General features: G+C 70.1%; 27 protein-coding genes. 14 read left to right on the top strand and 13 right to left on the bottom strand.

The window, feature by feature from the left end:
- The first annotated feature begins 13 nt into the window (after positions 1-13).
- Positions 14-634, top strand: coding sequence for a TetR/AcrR family transcriptional regulator (locus tag OHB21_RS29235; RefSeq protein WP_195124246.1), 621 nt, complete (start codon positions 14-16; stop codon positions 632-634).
- A gap of 66 nt (positions 635-700) precedes the next feature.
- Here OHB21_RS29235 and OHB21_RS29230 read toward each other — a convergent pair whose 3' ends face one another.
- Positions 701-2110 (bottom strand): aminotransferase-like domain-containing protein, encoded by a 1410-nt coding sequence (locus OHB21_RS29230; RefSeq protein ID WP_195124245.1) that lies wholly within the window; start codon positions 2108-2110, stop codon positions 701-703.
- Between the two features lie 63 nt (positions 2111-2173).
- On the opposite strand from OHB21_RS29230, the gene OHB21_RS29225 reads away from it, so the two are divergent.
- Positions 2174-2494 carry a cupin domain-containing protein gene (locus tag OHB21_RS29225; protein ID WP_067501504.1) on the top strand — a complete coding sequence of 107 codons (321 nt, stop codon included), beginning with the start codon at positions 2174-2176 and terminating at the stop codon, positions 2492-2494.
- Positions 2495-2754: 260 nt separating this feature from the next.
- On the top strand, positions 2755-2883 hold the full coding sequence (locus OHB21_RS29220; protein WP_267465108.1) for an SRPBCC family protein: 129 nt from the start codon (positions 2755-2757) through the stop codon (positions 2881-2883).
- A gap of 1 nt (position 2884) precedes the next feature.
- On the opposite strand, the gene OHB21_RS29215 is transcribed toward OHB21_RS29220, so the two are convergent.
- On the bottom strand, positions 2885-3658 hold the full coding sequence (locus OHB21_RS29215) for a phytanoyl-CoA dioxygenase family protein (protein ID WP_195124244.1): 774 nt from the start codon (positions 3656-3658) through the stop codon (positions 2885-2887).
- Between the two features lie 111 nt (positions 3659-3769).
- Positions 3770-5269: a flavin-containing monooxygenase gene (locus tag OHB21_RS29210; RefSeq protein ID WP_195124243.1), complete on the bottom strand. Its 1500-nt coding sequence runs from the start codon at positions 5267-5269 to the stop codon at positions 3770-3772.
- 209 nt (positions 5270-5478) lie between these two features.
- Between OHB21_RS29210 and OHB21_RS29205 the strand changes: the two genes are divergently transcribed.
- Complete coding sequence (locus OHB21_RS29205) at positions 5479-6624, top strand: LLM class flavin-dependent oxidoreductase (protein WP_067501516.1); 1146 nt, start codon at positions 5479-5481, stop codon at positions 6622-6624.
- Between the two features lie 127 nt (positions 6625-6751).
- A complete protein-coding gene (locus tag OHB21_RS29200) occupies positions 6752-8161 on the top strand; it encodes an amino acid permease (protein ID WP_195124242.1) in 1410 nt (469 codons plus the stop codon).
- A gap of 275 nt (positions 8162-8436) precedes the next feature.
- Here OHB21_RS29200 and OHB21_RS29195 read toward each other — a convergent pair whose 3' ends face one another.
- Positions 8437-9828 carry a phenylacetate--CoA ligase family protein gene (locus OHB21_RS29195; protein ID WP_147265760.1) on the bottom strand — a complete coding sequence of 464 codons (1392 nt, stop codon included), beginning with the start codon at positions 9826-9828 and terminating at the stop codon, positions 8437-8439.
- 213 nt (positions 9829-10041) lie between these two features.
- Here OHB21_RS29195 and OHB21_RS29190 point away from each other — a divergent pair, with 213 nt between their 5' ends.
- A complete protein-coding gene (locus OHB21_RS29190) occupies positions 10042-10650 on the top strand; it encodes an HAD family hydrolase (RefSeq protein ID WP_195124240.1) in 609 nt (202 codons plus the stop codon).
- A 139-nt stretch (positions 10651-10789) separates the two neighbouring features.
- Positions 10790-10978 carry a DUF6355 family natural product biosynthesis protein gene (locus tag OHB21_RS29185; RefSeq protein ID WP_067501522.1) on the top strand — a complete coding sequence of 63 codons (189 nt, stop codon included), beginning with the start codon at positions 10790-10792 and terminating at the stop codon, positions 10976-10978.
- Positions 10979-11033: 55 nt separating this feature from the next.
- On the opposite strand, the gene OHB21_RS29180 is transcribed toward OHB21_RS29185, so the two are convergent.
- Positions 11034-12104: a substrate-binding domain-containing protein gene (locus tag OHB21_RS29180; RefSeq protein WP_324191960.1), complete on the bottom strand. Its 1071-nt coding sequence runs from the start codon at positions 12102-12104 to the stop codon at positions 11034-11036.
- Positions 12105-12527: 423 nt separating this feature from the next.
- Positions 12528-12998, bottom strand: coding sequence for a hypothetical protein (locus OHB21_RS29175; RefSeq protein WP_195124238.1), 471 nt, complete (start codon positions 12996-12998; stop codon positions 12528-12530).
- Between the two features lie 211 nt (positions 12999-13209).
- Between OHB21_RS29175 and OHB21_RS29170 the strand changes: the two genes are divergently transcribed.
- The 3 genes from OHB21_RS29170 to OHB21_RS29160 are packed head-to-tail and all read left to right on the top strand — an operon-like array spanning position 13210 to position 15181.
- Positions 13210-13575 carry a GntR family transcriptional regulator gene (locus tag OHB21_RS29170; RefSeq protein ID WP_067501531.1) on the top strand — a complete coding sequence of 122 codons (366 nt, stop codon included), beginning with the start codon at positions 13210-13212 and terminating at the stop codon, positions 13573-13575.
- The gene (locus tag OHB21_RS29165; RefSeq protein WP_195124237.1) at positions 13572-14468 is read left to right on the top strand and encodes an ATP-binding cassette domain-containing protein; all 897 of its coding nucleotides are present in this window, start codon (positions 13572-13574) and stop codon (positions 14466-14468) included. The genes OHB21_RS29170 and OHB21_RS29165 overlap by 4 nt, the downstream gene beginning before the upstream one ends.
- Complete coding sequence (locus tag OHB21_RS29160) at positions 14465-15181, top strand: hypothetical protein (RefSeq protein ID WP_195124236.1); 717 nt, start codon at positions 14465-14467, stop codon at positions 15179-15181. The genes OHB21_RS29165 and OHB21_RS29160 overlap by 4 nt, the downstream gene beginning before the upstream one ends.
- Before the next feature lie 62 nt (positions 15182-15243).
- Here the strand turns inward: OHB21_RS29160 and OHB21_RS29155 are convergent, their stop codons facing one another.
- The 5 genes from OHB21_RS29155 to OHB21_RS29135 all read right to left on the bottom strand — a co-directional run bounded on the left by OHB21_RS29155 (position 15244) and on the right by OHB21_RS29135 (position 19753).
- Positions 15244-17523, bottom strand: a complete 2280-nt coding sequence (locus OHB21_RS29155) for an ATP-binding cassette domain-containing protein (RefSeq protein ID WP_067502111.1) — start codon at positions 17521-17523, stop codon at positions 15244-15246.
- A 208-nt stretch (positions 17524-17731) separates the two neighbouring features.
- Entirely contained in the window at positions 17732-18061 is a 330-nt protein-coding gene (locus OHB21_RS29150; RefSeq protein WP_228788445.1) for an LLM class oxidoreductase, read from the bottom strand.
- Between the two features lie 76 nt (positions 18062-18137).
- Positions 18138-18431: an LLM class flavin-dependent oxidoreductase gene (locus OHB21_RS29145; RefSeq protein WP_067501543.1), complete on the bottom strand. Its 294-nt coding sequence runs from the start codon at positions 18429-18431 to the stop codon at positions 18138-18140.
- A 67-nt stretch (positions 18432-18498) separates the two neighbouring features.
- Positions 18499-18699, bottom strand: coding sequence for a hypothetical protein (locus OHB21_RS29140; RefSeq protein ID WP_067501545.1), 201 nt, complete (start codon positions 18697-18699; stop codon positions 18499-18501).
- A 10-nt stretch (positions 18700-18709) separates the two neighbouring features.
- Positions 18710-19753: an NAD-dependent epimerase/dehydratase family protein gene (locus OHB21_RS29135; RefSeq protein WP_067501548.1), complete on the bottom strand. Its 1044-nt coding sequence runs from the start codon at positions 19751-19753 to the stop codon at positions 18710-18712.
- Positions 19754-19861: 108 nt separating this feature from the next.
- Here OHB21_RS29135 and OHB21_RS29130 point away from each other — a divergent pair, with 108 nt between their 5' ends.
- The 4 genes from OHB21_RS29130 to OHB21_RS29115 all read left to right on the top strand — a co-directional run bounded on the left by OHB21_RS29130 (position 19862) and on the right by OHB21_RS29115 (position 22468).
- Positions 19862-20473, top strand: coding sequence for a TetR/AcrR family transcriptional regulator (locus OHB21_RS29130; RefSeq protein WP_067501551.1), 612 nt, complete (start codon positions 19862-19864; stop codon positions 20471-20473).
- 83 nt (positions 20474-20556) lie between these two features.
- Positions 20557-20871 carry a nuclear transport factor 2 family protein gene (locus OHB21_RS29125; protein WP_067501554.1) on the top strand — a complete coding sequence of 105 codons (315 nt, stop codon included), beginning with the start codon at positions 20557-20559 and terminating at the stop codon, positions 20869-20871.
- Between the two features lie 42 nt (positions 20872-20913).
- Positions 20914-22056 carry an alkaline phosphatase family protein gene (locus OHB21_RS29120; RefSeq protein WP_195124235.1) on the top strand — a complete coding sequence of 381 codons (1143 nt, stop codon included), beginning with the start codon at positions 20914-20916 and terminating at the stop codon, positions 22054-22056.
- Between the two features lie 97 nt (positions 22057-22153).
- Complete coding sequence (locus OHB21_RS29115; RefSeq protein ID WP_067501560.1) at positions 22154-22468, top strand: hypothetical protein; 315 nt, start codon at positions 22154-22156, stop codon at positions 22466-22468.
- Between the two features lie 18 nt (positions 22469-22486).
- Here the strand turns inward: OHB21_RS29115 and OHB21_RS29110 are convergent, their stop codons facing one another.
- Both OHB21_RS29110 and OHB21_RS29105 read right to left on the bottom strand, forming a co-directional pair.
- Entirely contained in the window at positions 22487-22909 is a 423-nt protein-coding gene (locus OHB21_RS29110; RefSeq protein ID WP_067501563.1) for an MmcQ/YjbR family DNA-binding protein, read from the bottom strand.
- 118 nt (positions 22910-23027) lie between these two features.
- Positions 23028-24581: a succinic semialdehyde dehydrogenase gene (locus tag OHB21_RS29105; RefSeq protein ID WP_067501566.1), complete on the bottom strand. Its 1554-nt coding sequence runs from the start codon at positions 24579-24581 to the stop codon at positions 23028-23030.
- Positions 24582-24689: the final 108 nt, after the last annotated feature.

Genomic DNA, 24689 nt, shown 5'->3' with positions numbered 1-24689 from the left:
CACGATGGTTCGCGTGACCTCCGCTTCCTGGTCCGTGCGCGGCGCGCGCGAACGCTCCCACACCGACCGGCACCGCGCCCTGCTCGACGCCGCCGCCGAGGTCTTCGTCGCGCGCGGCTACGCCGAGACCACCGTCGCCGCCATCACCGCCGCGGCCGGCGTCTCGCGCGCGACCCTCTACGTCTACTTCGCGTCCAAGGACGAGATCTTCCACGCCTTGGCCGCGCGGGTCCGCGACGATTTCCTCACCGCGCAGCAACCCGATCTCGACGGCGACGACCCCCGCGCCATGCTCGGCGCCACCATCGACGCCTACTCCACCTCCGCCCGCACCGCCGGTCCCCTGCTGCGCCTCATCGACGAACGGGGCGCCGTCGATCCCACCGTCGCCGCCCTGGCCCGCGAGATCTCCGAGCGCCCCCTCCACCGCTTCACCCGCTACCTCGAACGCCACCGGGCGGCGGGCACCCTCATCCCGGTCGCGGCCCCCCGCGTCGTCGCCGAGACCATCGGCTACTCACTCACCCGAGGAGCGCTCGACCGGCGCTCCGCCTCGGACGCCGAGTGGGACAACTACCTGAAAGACGTGTACGCGATCGCCGAAACCCTGGTCGGACTGCCGCCGAAGAGCTGAGAGCCGCAAGCCTTTCGGTGAGAGCGCGCCGGAACTCACGACCCGATCGCCGAACTCCGGATTCGCTCACACGGCAAGTGGCGGTGCGGCCGGGGCCGGCCGCTCGGGTGGCCGGTAGCCCCGCCACGCCCGAGCCAAACGGCGTGCGGCTTCGCGCAATTCGGCGGGATCGGCGACGAAGCTGATGCGGATGCGGTCGATGCTGCCGCCGGAAGCGTCGAGTCCGGCGCCCGGCAGGATCGCGACCCCGTGCCGCAGTGCGCGCTGGGCGAACGACGTACCGTCCCCGTACGGCAGCCGGATCCACAGGGTCTGGCCACCGGAAACCGCCGGGATCTCCCAGTCCGGCAGTCGCGTGGCCAGCTCGTTCACCAGCACGTCATGAGTTTCCTTGCGCTGCTGCGTGATCAGTCCGCGCAGCCCGTCCAGATCATCCAGCAGCCGCGCGGCCGCCAACTGGGCCGGGATGTTGCCGCCGAGGTCGTGCACGGCACGCGCTCGCGCCAACCGCGAGATCAACGCGACCGGTGCCCGCACCCAGCCGACACGCAGCCCGCCCCAGACGATCTTGCTGAGCGAGCCGACCGAAATCACCGACGGGTCGTAGTGCGCCAACGGCGGGGGTGGCGGCTCGGTGCCGGGGAAGGTGAGGTCGGCCAGCACCTCGTCGTCGATCAGGGCCACGCCGGACTTTCGCGCCGATTCCACCAGGAAGCGCCGGGCCGGTGCGGAAAGTACTGCGCCCGTGGGGTTCTGACATGTCGCGACGACGTAGGCGAGCGCCGCCGCGTCCACCTTGCCCAGGCCGACCGGGGCTGTCCGCGGCACCGCCCCGGCCTCCCGGAAGGCCTCCAGGGCGCCGGGGTAGGTCGGTGCCTCGACCAGGACCCGGTCGCCGGGCCGCAGCAGCACGCGAGCCAGCAGCGACAGGGCTTGTTGCCCGCCGCCGGTCACGAGGATCTGCTCCGGATCGGTCGGCACACCACGGGCGCGGTACCGGTCGGCGATCGCGGTGCGCAACGGCAGATACCCGGTCGGGTGGTAGCCGATGTCGCCGTCCACGGCGGTGAGTTCGGGCAGGATTCGGCGATATGCCCGGGTGAGCTCGGGTGGCGGCGCGGTCGGCGCGGCGCAGGCCAGCGCGATGACCTCGGCGTCGGGCTCCAGCAACTGCAGGAAAGCCGGGGAATGGGTGCTCTCGCGAGCCGGGAGTGCTTCGGGCCCCGCGACCCGGGTGCCACTGCCCTGTCGGCGCACCACTCGACTCTCCGTGACGAGCAGATCGTAGGCGGCGACGACCGTACTACGCCCGACCGCAAGGGCTTTCGCCAACGCGCGGTCGGGCGGCAACAGCGTGCCCGCCCGAAGTTCTCCGTCATCGATCAGCGTGCGCAGGCGCCGCGCCAGTAGCAGATAGAGCGGGCCTCGGTCCGCTGACCAGCGACCGAGCCGGTCGGCGAGTTCCATTGGCTCCATAAGCAAACCAATTCTAGCCGATTGGCTCTGGGTCCACGACCCAGGCGGCGCGAGGATGAACCCATGAGCAAGATCTCCATCACCGATGTCATCGGCGATCTGACCGACCCCTGGCAGCCCCGAGACCTGGCCGTCGCCAACGACGCCGTGGTGCGCATCGCCCGCTTCCACGGCGCGTTCCCGTGGCACCATCACGACGAGGACGAGCTGTTCCTCTGCTGGAGCGGCACCTTCCGCCTCGAGCTCCAGGACCGCGAGTCGGTGACACTCGCCGCGGGCGAGATCTTCGTCGTACCCCGCGGTGTCGAGCATCGACCGGTGGCGGAGGATCCGGCGTATGGCGTGATGATCGAACGGCCCGAGACCAAGCAGTACGGCAACTGAGTTCGTGCGCTATCCGCCCTCCTGTGTGAGAAGGGTTCTCCTCCTCTTCGGCGAAGAAGAGGGCAATGCCGGTACCGCACCGAAACCCGCATCGACGCGCCGCTGTCCACCATCCGGAACCTCCAGGCCGACGTGAAACGCCGGCCCGAATGGCAGCAGGCGGTCGCCACCATCGCCCGCCTGGACGACGGCCCGCTGCGCCCGGGTTCGCAATTCCGCATCCACGTCTGGACCTTCACCGTGGTCGACGGCGCGTCCTGGTGCGCACCGAGGAGAACTGGTCGGGCGCGCAGGTGGAGGCCGACGTCCCCACCTCCACCGCGTTCCTCGGCGCGGGCCTGGAAACCTGGCTGAAGGACCTGAAAGCCACCGCCGAGGCGCGGTCCTGAATCAGCCGCCCACTCGCGGATACCGGTCGCTGTCGAACACCTGCCCCGGCGCGACGTCCGTCGTCGGGTCGTAGTACTCGGCGCCGGCCTGCGGCCGGTACACCGCCTCGGCGTCCATGTAGACGGTGGTCAGCGAGATCCGCGTTCGATCGGTCGCGTTCACACCGGCCGAATGCACCAGGCGAGCGTCATGGAAGGTGCAGTCCCCTGCCCGCAGCGGCACCGTGACGCGCGGGAACCAGCGCAGCGAGGGCCGGGCCTGGAACGGGTCCTCGAACACCGACGGCGCACCGTCGGGCCACTGGTGCGAGCCCGGCACGAACGTCATGCACCCGCGCTCCACCGGCACGTCCACCAGCGCCACCCACGCCGTCAGCGTGACCGGCGCGGAGTCGATGGGGAACGCGGGTGCGTCCGCGTGCGGCGGCGTCGGCGCCGAGCCGGACGTCTTCTTGCGCAACAACTCCGACTTGTACAGCCGCAGCGGCCGCCCCGCCAGCCGCGCCCCTATGCCGGTGATGCCCGGATGCAGCGCCAGCCGCCGCAACACCGGGCTCACCCGTTCGGGCTCCACCACCCAGTCCATGACATTGCCGTCCTCGGCGTCCCACGACGCCACGGACTGCGCGTCCAGCTGCGCCGTCGCCTCCGCCAGGAACTCCGCCACTTCGTCGGCGCTCAACACCCCGGGCACGTGCACGTACCCGTCCCGGCGATACCGCGCCACCACGTCCTGGGACACGTGCTCCACCGGCGTCTGCGCGTTTCCAGTCATGCTTCCACGCTAGGAGCCGGTTAGGACGCCCGGCTTCCTAACTGGAGAATCCCTTTCCGGCAACGCGAACGGCCCGCCGGAATCCGGCGGGCCGAGGCGGTCGGGACGAACTCAGGCGGAACGCGTGGCCGCCAGATCCTTCTTCCGCGCCTGCTTCGCGGTGAAGGTCAGCACCCCGTCTTCGATGGGGGCCTTCTCCAGCAGTGCGCGGTCGCGGAAGTAGTTGTTGATCACCTTCCACGGGCCGTTGGTGCCCTGGCGCGGCATCACGGCGTCGCCGCGCTTGATGTAGCCGGAGGTGAGCGCGCCGCCCATGAGCGAGTCGACGCCGCGGTCCTCGGGCCGGGCGGTCACCTCGAACTTGGTGAATCCCTTGTCGCGCATGCGGTTCAGCACCCGGCACAGGAACTTCGCGGCCAGATCGGCCTTCAGCGTCCAGGACGCGTTGGTGTAGCCGAGCACCATCATGAAGTTCGGCAGGCCGTCCAGCAGCGCGCCCTTGTAGACCACGCGGTCGCGCGTCACGACGGGCTCGCCGTCCACGGCCAGCGTCGCGCCGCCGAGCATCTGCACGGTCAGGCCGGTCGCGCTGATGACGATATCGGCCTCGAGCTCCTCGCCGGAGGCCAGCCGGATGCCGTTCTCGGTGAAGGTCTCGATGCGGTCGGTGACGATGGACGCCTTCCCGCTGCGCAGCACCTTGAACAGGTCACCGTTGGGCACCACGCAGAGGCGCTGGTCCCACGGATCGTAGGACGGCGTGAAGTGGCGCATGTCGATATCGGAACCCACCTGCAACCGCACCGCCGCGAGCAGCAGCTTCTTCGCCGCCTCCGGATTGGTGCGCGAGAGCTGGAAGCTGGCCCGCTGCAACGCGATATTGCGGGCCCGGCCCAGGCGGTAGGCGATCTTCGAGGGCACCTTCGCCACCTTCAGGCCCACCGCGACCGGGTCGTCGGCCGGCAGCGCGGTGATGTAGGTGGGCGAGCGCTGGAGCATCGTGACGTGCGCGGCGTCGGGGGCCATCGCCGGGATGAGCGTGATGGCGGTGGCGCCGCTGCCGATCACCACGACGCGCTTGCCGGTGTAGTCCAGATCCTCGGGCCAGTGCTGCGGGTGCACGATCCGCCCGCGGAAATCAGCTTCACCGGGGAATTCCGGGCGGTAGCCCTTGTCGTAGTCGTAGTAGCCGGTGCAGCCGACGACGAAGTTCGCGGTCCACACCTCGGTCTCGCCGGTGCCCTCGTCCAGCGCGGTGACCGTCCACAGTTCGTCCGCGGTGGACCACTCGACGGTGGTGACCTTGCGGCCGAACCGGATGTGCTCGGTGACTCCGTATTCGGCGGCCGTGTCCTCGACGTACTGGCGGATGTTGGGCCCGTCGGCCAGCACCTTGGTGCCGATCCAGGGGCGGAACCCGTAGCCGAAGGTGTACATGTCGGAGTCGGACCGGATGCCCGGGTACCGGAACAGGTCCCAGGTGCCGCCGATGGCGGTGCGGCGCTCCAGGATCGCGTAGCTGCGTCCGGTCCGCTCGCGCGTGAGGTGGCAGGCCATGCCGATTCCGGACAGGCCCGCGCCGATGATCAGTACGTCGACATGCCGCGTCATTGGGGTACTCGTTTCGTTCTGGTCCACCCGGCGCACTCGTCCGAGCGTATTGGCGAGATTACATGTTAATGGAAGTTACGCATAGGGCACCAATCGCCCCCGTCCCGGATTGAAACCACGGTGAGTACAACCCGTGACGGAGCCCGCGGCGCGCGTCAGGATCGACGGTCGGCCCCGCACCCCGGTCTCGTGAAGGAAGTGACGCCCGTATGAGCTTGTCGTTCCACTGGTTCCTGCCCACCTACGGCGATTCGCGGGGGCTCATCGCGGGCGGCCACGGCACCTTCATGTCCGGCGACCGCCCGGCCACCCTGCGCTACCTCAATCAGATCGGCGCGGCCGCCGAGGACAACGGTTTCGAGGCCGTGCTCACCCCCACCGGCGCGTGGTGCGAGGACGCCTGGCTCACCACTGCCATGATGGTCGAGACCACCGAGACGCTGAAGTTCCTCGTCGCGTTCCGCCCCGGCCTGGTCAGCCCCACCCTCGCCGCCCAGATGGCCGCCACCTACCAGCGGCACTCGCGCGGCAGGCTGCTGCTCAACGTCGTGACCGGCGGCGAACCCCATGAACAGCAGGCCTACGGCGACTTCCTCGACAAGACCCAGCGCTACGCCCGCACCGGTGAGTTCCTGCACGTGGTGCGCGCGCTGTGGGAGTCGGCCGAGCCGGTGAGCTTCGAGGGCGAGCACATCCGGGTGCAGGACGCGCTGCTGGCCAACCGTCCCGATCCGCTGCCGCCGGTGTTCTTCGGCGGCTCCTCCGAGGCCGCGGGCCCGGTGGCCGCCCGTTACGCCGACACCTACCTCACCTGGGGTGAGCCGCTGCTCGCGGTGAGCCGCAAGCTCGAGTGGATCCGCCGCCTCGCCGTCGACCACGGCCGCATCCTGGACTACGGTCTGCGCATCCACGTCATCTCCCGCGACACCTCCGAGGAGGCCTGGACCGAGGCCGACCGCCTGCTGCGCGGCATCGACCCCGCCGACATCGAGCGCGTGCAGGCCAACCTGGCCCGCAGCGAATCCGAGGGCCAGCGCCGCATGCAAGAGCTGCACGGCGGCAGCACCGACCGCCTCGAGATCGCGCCGAACCTGTGGGCCGGTGTGGGTCTGGTCCGCGGCGGCGCGGGCACGGCGCTGGTGGGTTCGCATCACGAGGTGGCCGAGCGGCTGATCGAGTACTCGCGCCTGGGCATCAAGCACTTCATCCTGTCGGGCTACCCGCACCTCGAGGAGGCGTACTGGTTCGGCGAGGGCGTGCTGCCGATCCTGGAGCGCAAGGGGCTGTGGCAGCACCCGAACCGCGCCGCAGCGGTGCGGGCCGCGACGCCGTTCGCGGCGTCGTCCTCCAGCTGACGCGACGGCAAACCCCCGGTTAACAGACGGGAAGTCGCACCTACGACAATGGCTCTTCGGTCCCGACCGGGATCGGAGAGCCATTGTCGTAGCTGGGGCGCGTGACCCGCGCCCCGAGAGGAACCCGATGACCAGCCCGACAGCCCAGCGGTGGCGCCGCCGCACGCCCGACGATCTCGCGACACCGGCGGGCACCCTGCACCGGCGGCTCGGGCGGCTCGACCTCACCGCCATGGGCGTGGGCACCATCGTGGGCGCGGGCATCTTCGTCATCACCGGCGTCGCGGCCGCGGAGAAGGCGGGCCCGGCGATCGTGCTCTCCTTCGCGCTGGCCGGGCTGGTCTGCGTGCTGGTGGCGCTGTGCTACAGCGAGCTGGCCGCGATGACGCCGGTCTCCGGCAGCGCCTACACCTACACCTACGCGACGCTGGGCGAAGGACCCGCGTTCCTGGTGGGGTGGAACCTGCTGCTCGAATTCGTGATCGCCGGCGCGGCGGTGGCGATCGGCTGGTCGGGCACCACCGTGTCGGCGCTGGACTCGATCTTCGGGATCACGCTGCCGCACGCGATCACGGCGAGCCCGAGCGAGGGCGGGGTGGTGAACCTGCCCGCCGTGCTGATCATCGGCGCGATCGTGGCGGTGCTCGTCGGCGAAGTATCGCTCACCGCGCGCATCACCAAGGTGCTGGTCGCCGTGACCATCGGCGTGCTCGTCCTGGTGGTCGTGGTCGGCGCGCCGCATATCGACCCGGGCAATTGGACGCCCTACGCCCCGTTCGGGTGGAGCGGCGTGATCGGCGGCGCGGCGGTCGCGTTCTTCGCCTTCCTCGGCTTCGACGTGGTCGCCACCTCGGCGGAGGAGGCGCGCGACCCCAAGCGCGACATCCCGTTCGCCATCATCGGCACGGTCCTCGTCGCGACGGTGCTCTACGCGCTGGTCAGCGCCGTGCTCACCGGTGTGGCGCCATTCGAGTCGCTGAACAACGGCGCCCCCATCGCCACGGCGTTCGGCGCGCTCGACATCGGCTGGATCGGCACCGTCATCGTGGTCGCGTCGGTCATCGCGCTCACCAAGGGCCTGCTGCTCATCGTCTACGCGCAGGTGCGGCTGAGCTTCGCCATGTGCCGCGACGGGCTGCTGCCGCGCTCGCTGGCCGCCACCGGCAAGAGCGCCACACCGGTCAAGCTCACCCTGGTGCTGGGCGTGTGCTGCGCGGCCATCGCCGGCCTGCTGCCCATCGACATCGTGGTCGAGCTGGTGAACATCGGGGCGCTGTCGGCGTTCGCGGTGGTGTGTGTCGGGGTGCTGGTGCTGCGCAAGATCGAACCCGGTCGCGAGCGGCCGTTCCGCACGCCGCTGGTGCCGCTGGTCCCGATCCTGGCGCTGCTGGGCTGCGCGCTGATGGCGTTGACGCTCGACGAGCTGACCTGGGTGCGGTTCGCGATCTGGGTGGCGATCGGCGTGGGCGTGTACTTCTGGTACGGGCGCAGGCATTCGGCGTTCGCGGAGGCGGAGACCGTGAAGGTGACGGACTGAGGCTGTTGTTGCACTCGATGCACGTTTGCGGCGAGTGCTTCTTGAGTCCTCGCCCTTGGGAGTGCTTCCCTGGTTCGGAACTTCCCGCAGGTCGAGCGGGGGAACTGTCGCGGACGAGCAAGGGCGCACGCGAGGTCTGACCCACCCCCGATTCGAGGCACTCGATGCCGAAAACCGGTGCGGGATGGCAGTTCTGCGCCATTCGGCATCGAGTGCATCGGCAGTTCCACGTGAATCAAGGCGTGCGACAGGGGTTTTCGCTCGCACCGTCACGCTCAGCGCGTGTACCGGTGCTTCACGCCGATCGGGAAATAGTCGGGGTCGCCCGCCGGGCGCAACTCGACGTGCGGGGTCCGGCGTTCGGCGGGCACATAGTTGGCGTATTCGCTGCTACGCGTGACCAATTCGTCTCGGATGCGCGTCGCGACGAGTGCGGTGCGGTCGGGTGTCGCGGACTCGCCGGGAGCGAGTTCGACGGTGATGCGGAGCATGCGGTCGCTGTCGGCGTTCTCCCAGGCTTCGAGCACGAACTTGCCCGTCACCCACTCGCTGATGTCCGGCCCTTCCAGCGCGATCGACACGGTCTCGGGGTAGACGTTGGCGCCGAAGATCGAGACCGCGTGCAGGGAGCGGCCGAAGACGTAGACGAACGGCAGGTCCGGTCCTGTGTCGTCGTCCGGGTCGAATCCGTAGGCGCGGCAGTACTCCACCATGCGCTCGTTCGGGATGACGCCGCCGTCGTCGGCGATGTGGTACCGGATCAGTGGCACACCGGTGTCGGCGGTGAATACCAGTGTGCCGTCGACGGTTTCGAAGTACCGGTCCGCCGGGTTGTACTGCATCAGCGTGGGCAGGCGCTCACCGCCGAACAGTTCGCGCGCGCAGCGCGGATGCTGCGCCAGGAACCGGCGGATGCGCACGCTCAGCGGTGTCTCGTTGCCCAGCACGCCGCCGTCGGCGGTGCCGTACAGGGCAGCCACGTCGTGGACCGGGTCCAGCCCGGCGCGCACGCCCATCAGGTCGCGCCACTGTTCGCTGAACACCTCCCCCGCGCACACCAGCTTCACCGCGTAGGACTTCCAGTCGACACCCTCGCGCAGGCCGGTGTCGATCACGTCCTTGAGGAACGGCGGATACCCGAACAGCACCACCTGATCGAAGTGCGCGCCCAATTCCGGTACCACACGCAGGATCTCGGCCTTGTTATTGCCGGGCGCGACGACCGTCATGGACAGCTCCCCGGCCAGTCCGCGCAGGCACGACAGCGTGTAGAGCCCGCCGACCCAGGTGCCGAGCGGGAAGCACACCACGGCCAGCGTGCGCCGGTGGGTGGCGTCGAAGCCGTGCACCAGGACCTGCGTGAAGCGGCGGGTGGCGGCCGCTTCGTCCTCGGAGGTGCGCGGCCAGTACGTGGGTGTGCCGGTGGAGCCCGACGACACCGCGATCACGTCGCATTCGGTGAGGTCGCCGCCGCGACAGCGGTCGGGCAGCGGGTAGCGATGGTGGTAGTTCTCCTTCGTGATCAGCGGCAGCCGCGCGAAGCCCGCCGCGTCGGTCACCGCGTCCGCGTCCACCCCTTCGGCGTCCAGGAACGCGCGGTAGGCGGGCACGGACGCCGCCGTACGGCGGAACAACGTCACGAGCCGGTGCTGCAGATCCGAATCCATCTCCGGGGAGGCCCTTCCGCGAGACAAACCTGCGTCGCGGTCCAACGTACCGCCGCGCGAGGCGGTCTCGACGGCGATCGGCACGGATCGCGCGCCTCGAATTCCGCGGGGGTGTGACGGTGAACACACCGCGAATCCTGGGCATACGCAGGGCAACTCAGCGATACCCGGCGAGGCGGTGGGCAAACCTGACGGCCGGTTAGAGTCGAGGTCGTGACCTGGACCGTCGGCTTCGACCTCGACATGACCCTGATCGACTCCCGCCCCGGGGTCTCCCGCGCCATCGACCTGGTCGCCGCCGAGTTCGGGCTCCCGCTGCGCGGCGCGGATCTCGCCGAACACCTCGGTCCCCCGCTGGGCATGCTCCTCGCCCGCTTCGGCACGCCCGAGGACCTGGTTCCCGCCGTGATCACCCGCTACCGCGAGCTGTATCCGAGCATCGTCGCCGACATCCCCGCCATGCCCGGCGCCGCCGACGCGCTCGCCGCCGTCAGCGCCCGCGGCGGGCGCGTGCTGGTGGTCACCGGCAAGCACGAACCGCACGCCCGCCTGCACCTCGACGAACTCGGCTTCCAGGTCGACCACCTCGCCGGTGACCTCTGGTCCACCGACAAGGCCGCCGCCCTGCGCACCCACGGCGCCGACATCTACGTCGGCGACCACGTCGGCGACATCCACGGCGCCCTCGCCGCGGGCGCCCTCGCCGTCGGCGTCCCCACCGGCCCCTGCACAGCAGGCGAACTGCGCACCGCCGGCGCCCACACCATCCTCCCCACCCTCACCGCCTTCCCCACCTGGCTCACCGAATACGCCGCCGCGTAGTCGCGTTCGGGCGCGTTAACACGCTGTCGGCCATCACTTTCCGGGGCTGTCGCCCCCCGGTGCTCGCGCGCTGCCATCGTCGTGGTGCTTGGGGAAGCCACTGGTTCGTATCTCGATAGGGGAGGTCATTCGAACGAGGATGCGAAAGGTCGTTGAGTCCGACACCGCCTACTACCGGCACTGCGGTGACAGCACCGTGCTCGTGCGGGTCGAGTACAGCTGGATCGTCGGCGGGGGTGACCATCACTTCTGCGCCGGACCGTGGACGGTCTCGGTGCTCGGCCACGAGGCCCACGTCGACTACGCGGTCGCCATCGCCACCTGCTGAGTTCGATCGCTGAACGATTCCGTCCCCGCACGCCGCGTGGTGGGACGGAACCGTTTCAGGCGGAGAGTTCGGCGAGGACGCTGAAGTGGAGGGCGTCGGCGTCGGCGAGGAAGACGGGTTGGGTGGTGTGGGCGCCGCGGACGCGGACTTCGCCGCGCGGGCCGCCGTAGCTGACGTGGTGGGCGTGGCGTTCGATGTCGCGCAGGTCGAGGCTGCGGGCGGCTTCGGCGAGGGAGGCGAACAGGAGCAGGCCTTCGTAGCAGGATTCGCCGATATTGTTCAGGGCCGGGGCGAAGGTGCCGAAGCGGCGGGTGTAGCGGCTGCCGAAGTCCATGCCTTCCGGGGAGACGACGCTCTCGAAGTAGCCGGAGGCGGTGTAGAGGCCGCGGGTGCTCTCGGCGCCGCCCGCGTACAGCACGTCCTCGCCGATCATCATGCTCAGCCGGATGCGCCGCTCGTCCAGCCCGGCCCGCGCGAACGCCCGGTTGAACGCGGCGCAGTCCGCCCCGACCATGAACAGCAGCACGCCCTGCGCCGAGGACTCGCGCACCATGTCCAGCGCCGCGCCGAAATCCCGCCCGCCCAGCGGCACGTACGACTCACCGACGACGTCGATCCCACCGCCCCACGCGAACTCCCTTGTCACGCGGGCGGTTTCCCGAGGCCACACGTAGTCGTTGCCGACCACGCACCACCGCGTGATCCCGAGTTCGGACCGCAGCCACCGCAGCGCCGGGAACAGCTGCTGGTCGGGCGTCTCCCCCACCATGTACACGCCGTCGGAGTCCTCGCCGCCTTCGTAGAACGTGGTGTACACGTACGGCACGCGCCCCGCCGTCACGGGCGTCACCGCTTTGCGGGCGTTGGACAGGTGCCACCCGACCACGCCGTCCACCCGCCCGGTGCGCACCAGCCGATCGATCTCGGCGGCCACGGTGGGCAGGGGCGCGCCCGCGTCCACCGGGTGCAATCGCACGGGACGGTCCAGAATCCCGCCGGCCGCGTTGATGTCCTCCACCGCCAGCGTGGCGCACGCCTCGGTCGACGGCCCGAACAACCCCGCGGGCCCGCTCGACGGAATGAGCAGCGCGATATCGACGGTCTCCCGTCCCCGCGAGCGCGCCACCGGCCTCACCACCGCACTTCGTCCGCCCGTTCGCGGGCTCCCACCTGGTCCCATTCGGACCATAGCACCGACTACGGACCGGCGACCCCGTCGTACACCACACCGTGGGACCACTGCCTCCGGTCACGCCCGAGCGGATCGACGCCGACTTCTCCCGAGCGATTCGTCCGCGCGGCGCGGGCCGGATACCAGCAGACCGACCAGCGCCGCGAACCGGATTCGTCCGTGCGGGCGCACCGGATCCGGGCGAGCTGGAGGTGATCCAACAACCCGATTCGTCCGCGCGGGCAAGCTACCACCGAGACGATTCCGCGCCGCCCGAATTCACGCCAGGCCTGCGCGTGCCGGTAATTCATGGCACCCACACAACCGGGCGGGAACCCAGGCGAAACGCGGCGACCCCGGTCCCGGATCGGTCGGACCTCAGGCGGTCGCCGCGACTTCCGACACCCGAACGTCCGGCCGATGCTTCCGGATCGCGTCCACGATCCGCGACAGCGGCGCGTCGACGGATACGAGCGGAATCGAGGTGAGCGTCGCGAGCGCCGCCTCGGGATCGGGATGGCGCAGCACGATGTCCACGCCCGGCTTCCCCGCCCGCCGCACGCGCACGTGGTCGACGGTCTCCCACGCGACCCGGCCGAACGCGCGATGCTCGACCCACCGATCGGTCACCACCAGGTCGGGCCGGTTCCGCACCGTCCCCCAGGCGAATTCGACCGCCGAGCCGGCGAACACGACCGCGCCCACCACGCCTGCGATCACCGCCGCCCCGCTCGCGACCGCGATCCCGCAGATCGCCGCGACCACCAGGCACACCGCCGCCACCCGCAGACCCGTCCAGGTCGAACGGAACACGGTGGCCCGCCGGGACGCCCCCTTTCGCACACTCACGCCGCGAATGGTAGTCGCCCGCACCGGGTTCCGCTGCGACCGGTCGATCCCGGATCGGTGGATCCGGTTGTTCCCCACTGCATTTCGCCGGACTTCTCGCACACCCGCCTTCCGTCGCTTGACGCCACCGGTTCCCCACCCCTATGGTTCATTACATCAGTAATGAACCACTGAAGTGGCGCGAGCCGCGATGAGAATCCTTTGGAGTGCCGTGTTCGACAACCGGAGTCCGATCTATCAGCAGATCGCCGACCAGATACGCACCGACGTACTCCACGGGACGCTGCAGGAGGGCGGCCAGATCATGTCCACCAACCAGTACGCCGAGATGTTCCGGATCAACCCGGCCACCGCGGCGAAGGCTTTCCAGGAGCTGGTCACCGAGGGGGTCATCTACAAGCGCCGCGGGGTCGGCATGTTCGTCGCGTCCGGCGCGCGCGAGCAGCTGGCCGAGCAGCGGCGGGCGCGGTTCTTCGCGGAGGTCGTGGACCCGATGATCACCGAGGCGGCCGCGCTCGGCATACCCGTGGACCAGGTCATCGCCCACATCCGGGGCGACGAGGGAGGAGAACGGTGAGCACGCTCGAAGTCGACGGGGTGACCCTGCGCTACCCGGACAACGACGAAAACGCCCTGAACGACGTCACTTTCACGCTGCGGGGTCCCGGAATCCACGGTGTGCTCGGCCGCAACGGCGCGGGCAAGTCGAGCCTGCTGTCGGTGGCCGCCGCGTTCCGCAAGCCCGACGCGGGCGAGGTGCGCGTCGACGGCGCGCCGATCTACGAGAACCAAGCCGTCACCGAGCGCGTATGCCTGATCCGGGGCGGCGGCGATTCGGTGACGAACAACTGGCCCGAAGACCGCATCGCGGACGCCTTCGACGTGGCCGCCCTGTTCCGCCCGCACTGGTCGGCCGCCTACGCCGACGAGCTGCTGGCGAAGTTCGGCCTGAAAGAGTTCCGCCGCAAGCACATCGGCTCGCTGTCCAAGGGCCAGCGCTCCCAGGTGGGCGCGATCCTCGGACTCGCCTCCCGCGCACCGGTCACCATCTTCGACGAGTGCACGGCCGGTATGGACGCGCCCGCCCGCAGGCTCTTCTACGACGAGGTCCTGCGCGACTACGCCGAACATCCGCGCCTGGTCGTGCTGGCGTCGCACCTGATCGACGAACTCGCGCCACTGCTCGAGGACGTCGTCATCCTGCACGAGGGCCGGGTCCTGCTGCACGAGCAGGCCGAAGTGCTGCGCGGGCGCGGCGCGACCATCACCGGCCCGGCCGAGCGCGTCGACGCCGCCACCGACGGGCTGATCGTGCTGCACAGCCAGCGCCTCGGGCCGACCGCGCGGGTCACCGTGCTCGCCCACGAGGCCGACCGGCAGGCGGCGCAGCGCGCGGGACTCATGGTGGAACCCGTTGCCCTGCAAGAACTCTTCGTCCATCTCACGACCTCGGAAGGGGCCCTTCGATGACCAGGTACCCGGTGTTGCGGCACCTCTGGCGCAGTGCGGGAATCGTCTGGCTCTGGGCGGGCCTGCTGGTGTTCATGCTCGCGGTGACGTTCGTGGTGAGCCTGTTCCGCGATATCGAGATCAGCGGGTGGGGCGCGGCCGTGTACATCGCCCCGTGGTACATGCTCGCGATGGGCATCTACCTCACCACGGTGAACGTCCCGCTGTACGTGACGCACGGCGTCACCAGGCGCACCGTGATCACGCAGGCGTTCGTGTACGCGGTGGCCCTGGCGCTCACCGGCGCGGCGCTGATCGTGGCCGGCTTCCTGATCGAGCGCGGCGTGTACAGCGTGCTGGACTGGCCGCAGAAGCTCGGCGACGACGCCACCGGCCTGTTCACCTCCGCCGACCAGTACGGCTGGATCTTCCTCGGCTTCCTGCTGAGCTTCGCCCTGTTCTTCGCGGTCGGCGCGGCCATCGGCGCCGCCTTCTACCGCAAGGCGTGGGGCGGGCTCGGCGGCCTCGTCGCGATCGTGGCCGGCCTGGCGCTGATCACCCCGGCCTCGATCGCGGGCGCGGCGAGCGTCCCGCCGAGCGGGCTCGCCGATCTCATCGCCGAGGACTGGGCCACACCGGTCATCCTGGCGACCTGCGCGGTCGCGGTCTGCGCGGCCACGGCGCTGGCCTGGAGTCTGGTGCGCGACATCCCCGTCCGTAGCGAAACCACCTGACCCACGGGAAGATTGTGCCCGCGCCTCGAAAGGGGCGCGGGCACAACCGCTTTCCTCGGGATCTAGGCCGCCTTGTACTTGCGCAGGTATTCCCCCGTCAGCGACGACGGATGCTCGAGCAACTCCGCGGGGGTGCCGGTGAAGACGATCTCGCCGCCGTTCTTGCCGCCGTCCGGACCGAGATCGATCACCCAGTCGGAGTGCGCGACCACGTCCAGGTTGTGTTCGATCACCACGACCGTGTTGCCCCGGTCCACGAGCCCGTCCATCAGTGCGAGCAGCGTGTCCACATCCGACATGTGCAGCCCCGTGGTCGGCTCGTCCAGGACGTACACCGAGCCCGTGTTCTGCAGCTGCGTCGCGAGCTTGATCCGCTGACGCTCACCACCCGAGAGCGTGCTCATCGCCTGGCCCAGGCTCAGGTATTCGAGCCCGACCTCGTTCATGGTGCGCAGCTTGGCGCTGAGCCCCTTCTCCGGGAAGAACGCCAGCGCCTCCTCCGCCGAGAGCTCGAGCACGTCGGCGATCGACTTCCCGCGCAGCGTGTGGGCCAGCACCTCGTCGGAGAACCGCCGCCCGTCGCAGGAATCGCAGTGCGTGGTGACCGGATCCATGTAGGCGATCTCGGTGATGAGCACGCCGCGGCCCCCGCACATCGCGCACGCGCCGTCGGAATTGAAGCTGAACAGTCCCGGTGAGGTGCCCGACGCCTTGGCGAAGAGTTTGCGGATCGGGTCCATCAGGCCCAGGTAGGTGGCGGGCGTCGAGCGCGACGACGCGCCGATCGGCGACTGGTCCACGAAGATCGCCTCGGGATGCTCGCGCACGAACACGTCCCGGATCAGGCTGCTCTTGCCCGATCCCGCCACACCCGTGATGGAGGTGAGCACGCCGGTCGGGATGCCGACCGACACGTCCTTCAGGTTGTGCACCGACGCGTTCTCGATGCGCAGCTCGCCGGTTGCGGCGCGAAAGCTGTTCTTGACGGCGAACTTTCGCCGCAGGCCCGCACCCGTCGGGGTGTCGGCCGCGCGGAGGTCGGCGAACGTGCCCTGGAACACGACCTGCCCGCCGTGCACACCGGCGCGCGGGCCGACGTCGACGATGTGGTCGGCGATCTGGATGACGTCCGGATCGTGTTCCACCACCAGCACCGTGTTGCCCTTGTCGCGCAAGGCTTTCAGCAGATCGTTCAGCCTGCCCACATCGCGCGGGTGCAGGCCGACGCTGGGTTCGTCGAAGATGTAGGTCATCCCGATCAGCGTGCTGGACAGGTGCTTGACCATCTTCAACCGCTGGCCCTCACCGCCCGACAGCGTGGACGTGGCGCGGTCCAGGCTGAGGTAGCCCAGGCCGATGTCGGCGACCCGCCGCAGCGCGGTGCGGATGGCGTCGGCCAGGCCGAGCGCGGCCGGGTCGGTGACCTCGTCGAGCACCTCGAGCAGATCGGTGATCTGCAGGCTCGACCAGTCCGCGATGGTGCGTCCGTCGATCTCGGTGGCCAGCGCCGCCGCGTTCAGCCGCGCGCCGCCGCAGCTCCCGCACACGCCCTCGGTGAGGAACCGCTGGATCTGCTGACGGGTCTTCTCGGTCAACCCCGAGGTGTCGCGCTGGAGCTTGGTGCGGGTGAATTTCGCCGCCAGCCCTTCGTAATTCGCCTTCCAACTGCCCGTTGGGAAGACGAGTTCGACCTTGCCGCCGGAGCCGTGGAGGAATTCCGCCCACTCCGCCTCGGTGTAGTCGGCGAGTTTCTTGTCCGGATCGAAGCGTCCCGAGGCGCCGTACATCTGCCATTCCCCGCTGCCCACCGCGTAGCCCGGCAGCAGGATGGCGCCCTCGTTGAGCGACTTCGTGCGGTCGACGAGCCGGTCCGGGTCGGCGCGCACGCTCACGCCCAGCCCGTCGCAGTCCGGGCACATGCCCTGCGGCACGTTGAACGAATAGTGGTACACCGCACCGGCCGACGGGCTGCCGAACCGCGCGAACATGGCCCGCACCATCGAGTAGATGTCGGTCATGGTGCCCACCGTGGAACGCGGCCCGCCGCCGACCGGCTGCTGATCGATGATCACCGGCGCGGTCAGGTTCTCGATGGCCTCCGCGTGCGGCCGCTCGTAGCGCGGGAGGAAGTTGAGGATGAAGGCGGGAAACGTCGCGTACAGCTGGCGCTGCGACTCGACCGCGATGGTGTCGAACACGATCGAGGACTTCCCGGACCCGGACACGCCGGTGAACACGGTGATCCTGTTCTTGGGGATCTCCAGCGACACGTCGCGGAGATTGTGCTCACCGGCCCCGAGTATTCGGATGACGTCGGTGGCGGGGGATGCGAGGGCAGACATGCCGACCACCATGCCACCACGGGACCCCCGAGCACCCACTGCGTAGTGATGCAAATCACATTACGACAGGTGCATGGAAAACTCCCGGCGCCGACGCGTGGAACGCCCCGGACGGCGCGCCGCAAGCTGTTCCGGGGCCACCGCGACAGACTCGAAACAGCTTGCGGCACAGGCTCTTCGAGTACGAGCAGTGCCGTGGCGCGGCCGTTCAGCGGAGGCGATCGAGGATCGGGCCGAAGGCATCGATGCTGTCCTCGAGCACGGTGATGTAGGTGATGCCGAAGCGGTCGCGCAGGTCGCGGAGGCGGTCGGCGGCCTCATCCGGGGAACCGATGAGCAGGGTGGGGATCTCTTCGGGGGTGTCGACCAGTTCCGGCGGCAGGGAGGGGCGGAACGCCTCGGCGAGCGCGGGCCATTCCGACGGATCGATCACCCGCTGGATGAGCAGGTTGAGCTCGACCTCGCCCGCGCGGGCGCCGAGCAAGCCGTCGACGTAGGCGACGCGTTCGGCCAGCACGTCGGGTCCCGCCAGCACCACCGGGCCGCCCTTGCGCGACCCGCCACCGGCGAACGCGACGATGTCGGCCCGCTCGGCCGCGAGCTTCAGCAGCCGGTCACCCCAGGCCCGCCAGCAGCACGGGCGGGCCCGCCTGCGCCGCCGGGCGTGGCTGGTACTCGGGGTCGGCGAACAGGCGGCGCAGGGTGGCCACCGCCTCCTCGAGCCGCCCGACCCGCTTGCCGCCGCTCTCGAACGGGATCGCGGCGGCCTCGAATTCGGCCTCCACGTAGCCCGCGCCCAAGCCCAGTTCCAGCCGCCCGCCGGTGAGCTGGTCCACCGACGCCACGTCGCGCGCCAGCAGCGCCGGGTTGTAGAACGGCGCGTTGAGCACGAATGTGTTGAGCCGCACCCGCTCGGTGGCCTATCCGGACCGTCGCGCCACATGCGTTGGCGGCCTACCGAGGGCCGCACGCGATTCAGCACTGGGTGAACAACCCCGCCGCCACCAGCAACGCCAGCACCGCGCCCGCGGCGGGCACCGGACGGCGCAGCGTCCGCGTGATCAGCTCCCGAACCGGCACACGCTCGCGCGGCGCGCCGTCGGCCGGGCGGTTCCGGCCTCGGAACCGTCGGCGCAGGAAGGCGACGATCGTCACCACCAGGGTCGCGATCAACACGGCGAACTCCTCACGCCCGCACGGGTTTCGGTGCGGCGGATGCCCCACGGGGCGCCTTCACCACACCGACGTTGATCAAGCTCTCCGCCGTGTCCACCACGGAGTCGCGCACCGACCGCATGCTCCACCCGAGTTCCCGCTGCGCCTTCCCCGCGCTCACCGTCTCCACCCGGCCCAGCGTGGGCACGACCAGCCGAACTCCCTTGTCGAACACCGCGAGTCCCCGGATCAGCCAGTCCGGCAGCACCCTGGTGGGCACCCGGAATCCGCGCGGGTTGTACTCCTCGGCCAGGATGCGGGCGATCTCCGCCATCCACAGCGGTTCGCCCGCGAGGATGTAGCGGTTGCCCGGCGCCACCGGCGATTCCATCGCCAGCCGGTGCGCCACCGCGAGATCGCGCACGTCCACCGGGGCCCAGCCGGTGTTGACCGAACCGGGCACCGCGCGATTGAGCAACCGCAGGATCGGTTCGTGCGACGTGCTGGTCTCCGCCGACAGCACCGGACCGAGGATCATGCCCGGGTTCACCGCGACCAACTCCAGGCTCCGGTCGGCGGGCAGCGAGTGCGCGAAGTCCCAGGCGGCCCGTTCGGCGAGGGTCTTGCTCTTCTGATAGGCCGGAACCTTGTCCACCACAGACCAATGCGCCTCCGTGCGCACTTCATCGCGGTCGTGCCCGTGGGCGACGGCGGCGATCGAGGAGGTCAGGACCACCCGCCGCACCCCCGCGTCGGCGGCAGCGCGGAGCACTCGCAGCGTGCCCTGGACGGCGGGTTCGACCAGTTCGCGGTCCTCGCGCGGCGGCGTGGACGGGAACGGCGAGGCGACGTGCACGACGAACGCGCACCCGTCGACCGCGGCGGCCCACCCCGCGTCGGAGCCCAGATCGGCGGCGACGAATTCGACGCCCCGGCCTTCCAGGTGGGCGCGTTTGGCCGTCGCGGACAGATCGCGCACCGTCGCGCGGACCGCGTAGTCGTGGTCGAGAAGTTCGGCGATGACGTGTCCGGCGACGAATCCCGTTGCGCCGGTGACGAGTACCCGTGTGCTCATGTGCTCACCCGTTTCGATGGGGAATGACCGGCGCCTATCTGAGCGCCGCTCAGATCATCTAAGCACCGCATAGATAGCTTGTCCAGTGGCGTCGCATACGCTCGGAGGGTGAAGCGGACCAGATACCACCACGGCGCCCTGCGGGACGCGCTGATGGAGGCGTGCCTGCGCCTGATCGAGACCGAGGGCATCGCGGCGGTCAGCCTGCGCCGGGTGGCCAGGGAGGCGGGCGTGAGCACCGCGGCGCCCTACCACCATTTCGCCGACCGCTCGGCGCTGCTCGCGGCGCTGTCCACGCAGGGGTACCAGTTACTCGCCGCCGAACTGGGCGCCGCCCGCGACGCGTCCACCGGCTCCCCCATCGAGACGCTGCAAGCGCTCGCGGCCGCCTACGTCCGCTTCTCGCGGGAACACCAGGCCCAGTTCCGCCTGATGTTCCGGCCCGAGCTCTCCCAGCCCGAGAAGCACCCCGACACCATGGCGGCCGGCGACGCCGCCTTCGCGATCCTCACCGACGCCATCGCCGACTGCGTCGCCGCGGGCCAGCTGCCCGCCGACAAGGCCGATCTGCTCGGCATCACCTGGTGGAGCATCGGCCACGGCCTGGCCTCGCTCTGGCTCGACGGCCACCTCGACAAGCGCAGCGCCCAATACGGCATCGACACCCCCGACCTCGTCGCAGGCACCCTGGCGACACTCGCCTCCCTCATCGCCCGGTGAGCACGGAGCGCTGTCCTACAGTGGGTGTCGCTTCACACGGCACGGCCGCATGTCCTGTTCGACCACGCGAGAGGGAGGCTCAGATGTCCGATCAGCAGCTCGATCCCACGGTGCGGGAGTTCGTCGACGCGGTGAACGCCGGCGACCGCGCTCGGTTCCGCGCCGTCCTCACCGACGATGCCACCATGTCCGACGACGGTGTGGAGCGCGACCTAGCGCAGTGGACCGACTCGGAGATCTTCGACAGCGACGGCCGGATGACCATCGAGTCGGTGACCGACGGCGGCACCGCATTCGTCGCCGACTACGCCAATTCCCGGTGGGGTTCGATGCGCACGGCGTGGCGGTTCGAGCTGCGCGACGGCAAGGTGCGCCGATTCGAGACCGGACAGGCGTGAAAGCCCTTGCCGCGCGACCGTTGATCTTGACATCCTGACCCGGTGTTCGACGCGCCCCGGTACGGCTCCGGTTCCCTGGCCGATCTGCTCCCGTCCGTCCTGGCCGGTCTGGGGGTGCCCGACGAGATCGACCGGCTCGGCCTCGGCCTGTCCGCGCGCCGGGTGTGCGTGCTGCTGATCGACGGTCTGGGCGCGGAGGCGCTCGCCGTGAACGCCGATGTCGCGCCGTTCCTTTCGAGCCTGCCCGACCATCCGCTCACCGCGGGGTTCCCCAGTACCACGGCCACGTCGATCGCGTCGCTGGGCGTGGGTGTGCCCTCGGGCGAGCACGGCATCGTCGGCTATCTCATGCGCGTGCCCGGCTACGACCACCCGGTCAATTCCCTGGCGTGGCAGCTGCACGGCGACGCCGCCAAACGCGATCTGCGCACCGAACTGGTGCCGGAACAGTTCCAGCCGTTGCCCACCGCCTTCGAGCGCGCCGCCCGCGCCGGGGTGTCCACCGCGCAGGTGGCGCCGATGCTCCAGGCCGGGTCGGGACTGACCCGAGCGGTGTTGCGCGGCTGCGATTTCCGCCCCGGGTTCTCGGTGGGCGATCTGGTCGACGGCGTCACCACCGCCCTCGGCGCGGGCGAGCGCTCCCTCGTCTACGCCTACCACGCCGACCTGGACACCACCGGTCACGTGCGCGGACCCTCGTCCTCCGCGTGGCGGCTCGAACTCGCCCACGTCGACGGGATCGCCGCGAGCATCGCCGAACACCTCCCGCCCGACGCCGCCCTGCTGGTCACCGCCGACCACGGCATGGTGCAGCTCACCGGCACCGTCGATTTCGACACCGTCCCGGCACTGTCCGAGGGCGTGGATCTGCTCGCCGGCGAACCCCGCGCCCGCCACGTCTTCACCCGCGACGGCGCCACCGGCGAAGTGGCCGCCGCGTGGCGCGAGACCCTCGGCGCCGACTTCGCGGTCCTGACCCGCGCGGAGGCGATCGACCTCGGCTGGTTCGGCCCGACCGTCACGCCGACGGTCGCCGAGCGGATCGGCGATCTGGTGGTGGCCGCACGCGGCACCCGCGGCGTGATCCGCAGCGGCGCCGAACCTTTGCTGTCCTCCATGCCCGGCCACCACGGGTCGCTGACCCCGGCGGAGCTGAACATCCCGCTGCGCGTGCACGCCGCCTGATCGACACGCCGAGCGCGGGAGCCCGGCCGTCACCGGCGTGTCCTACCCTCGACAGTGTTCGGCGGCCGACCCGTCCGACGCGACCAGGAGGAAGTACATGAACGCCACCCTGACACGGACCGGCCTCGGCGTGGCGGCCGTCGCGCTGGTACTGGCGGGCTGCACCGACATCGAACGCGCGCTGAACAAGGGCGGCGACACCCCGTGCAGCGAGTACGTCACCCAGGACCCCGACACCAAGCGCACCACCATCACCAAGTTCGTCAAGGAGCAGACCGGCGACGACCGCGAACCGGCGGGCACGGTCGTGGACGCGACCATCATCTCCGCCGACCTGCTGTGCGCCACCCAGATGAACGCCGACACCCCCATCAAGAACGCCGACGTGGCGGGCATCTTCATGAACAAGTGAGACTCGGCAATACAGAACTCAGCGCGGCGGGTGGCTCGCCAGCCAGTCCGCGCCGCGCTTGTGCGAGGCCCGCGCCAGCCAGGCGTCCTGGATGATCTCGGTCAGCTCCCCCACCGAGATCTCCCCGAGGCGGGAGGCCCGCACCAGCACCGACAGGTGCCCGTCGAAGTGGGGAGTGGTGAAGAACGGCGACTCCGGATCCTGCACCAGCGCCAGCTTGTCCGACTCCGAGGGCACCCAGACGACGATCACGTCCTCGTACCGCTCCCCGGTGTCCGGATCGACGGCGTCGGGCCGCGGATTCCGGAAGAACACGAACGATTTCCCGCCGACCTGGTAGACCGCGTTGCCCTTCGGCCCCGGCACCTGCGTGACGTGCGGCATCGCCCGCGCGATGGCGTGCACGTCCGCGACCCGGGCCGGTCGATCCCGCCTCCGCATACCAGCCAGTATGAACCCCGGCCCGTGCGCGATGCAGGAAGCGCGGCTCGGCCGAATTCACCGGCGGACGACAACGGCCCGGCCGGAACCCCGGCCGGGCCGATTCGTTCGACGCGGGTCAGCGCCCCGGCAGGAACCGCAGGCTGCGCGCGACCGTCATGAGGAACCGCTGCCACTTCTCGTGCGGCACGAGCGGGGGCGGGTCGAGGTTCAGGAACCGGGTGACCACCACGGTCTGCGGCTCGGTGAACTTCAGCAGGCCGTCGGGGCCGTGCCTGCGCCCGACGCCGGAGATGCCCATGCCGCCCATCGGCGCGCCGGTGGTGCCCCACGCGGGCGCGTAGCCCTCGTCGACGCACACGGTGCCGGCGTGCAGTCGCTGCGCGATCGCCTCGCCCTCGGACTTGGTGCGCGCCCACACGCTGGCGTTCAGGCCGTACTCGGTGTCGTTGGCGAGCCGGATGGCGTCCTCGACGGAGTCGACCGGGTAGATCGAGACCAGCGGGCCGAAGGTCTCCTCGCGGCCGCACTCCATCTCGTCGGTCACGTCGGCGAGCACGGTCGGCTCGTAGAACAGCGGGCCCAGATCGGGACGCGCCTTGCCGCCGGCCAGCACCGTCGCACCCTTGGACGTGGCGTCGGCGACGTGCTTGGTGACGGTCTCGAGCTGCGATTCCGAGATCAGGCTGCCGATATCGGCCGAGTAGTCGTAGGCCGCACCGAGTTTCGCGGTCTGCACCGCGGTGACGAACTTGGCGGTGAACTCCTCGGCCACCGCCTTCTCCACGTACAGGCGCTCGATCGAGATACACAGCTGCCCGGCGTTGGAGAAACAGGCGCGCACCGCGGCCTTGGCCGCCTTGTTCAGGTTCGCGCCGCGCGTGACGATCATCGGATTCTTGCCACCCAGTTCGGCGGAGAAGCCGATGAGCCTGCGCCCGCACTGTTCGGCCAGCGTGCGGCCGGTGGCCGAGGACCCGGTGAACATCATGTAGTCGCACTCGTCCACGATCGCGGTGCCGACCACGGCGCCCGGTCCGGGCACCACCGCGAGCAGGTCGCGGGGCAGGCCGGCCCGGTAGAGCAGTTCGGCGGCGGCCAACGCGGAGTACGGGGTCTGGCTGTCGGGCTTGACCACTACCGCATTGCCGGCGAGCAGTGCGGGGATCGAGTCGCCGATGGACAGCACCATCGGGTAGTTCCACGGCGCGATCACGCCGACCACGCCCTTGGGCTGGGTGCGCACCGAGGCGCGGTTCAACACCGGGAACGCGCCGGGCACGCTGTGCGGCTCGAGCAGTTTCGACGCGACGCGCGCGAAGTAGCGCGCCGCGAACATCATGCCCATGATCTCTTCCTGGGCCGCCCAGCGCGCCTTGCCGGTCTCGGCCTGGATGACGTCCATGAGCGCCTCGCGCTCATCGATGATCAGGGTGCGGAACCGGTCGAACACCGCGCAGCGCTCGCCGGCGGGGCGCGCGGCCCAGCGCGCCTGCGCCGCCCTGGCCTTGGTGAACGCCGCGGCCACGTCCTGCGCGTCGCCGACGGGCACCGTGCCGAGGGGTGTGCCGGTGAACGTCTCGGCGATCGTCTTGCGCGGGCGGGCGGCGGGGTCCTCGATCGCGGCGAGCGCGCTCAGGCGGTCGAAGACTCCGGCTTCGGGCGCGGGCATCCTTGCCTCCTACTTGTGGGTAACCACGGATTACACACAATCTACGCCGCCGCTGCCCTCCCCCGCATTCGGTTCGGCGTTCACGCGCACAGCGGTCGTTTCAGATGT

It is taken from the genome of Nocardia puris (genome assembly GCF_036051655.1).
In the GTDB taxonomy this organism is placed as follows: domain Bacteria; phylum Actinomycetota; class Actinomycetes; order Mycobacteriales; family Mycobacteriaceae; genus Nocardia; species Nocardia puris.
This window is presented reverse-complemented; position numbering and strand designations above follow the sequence as displayed.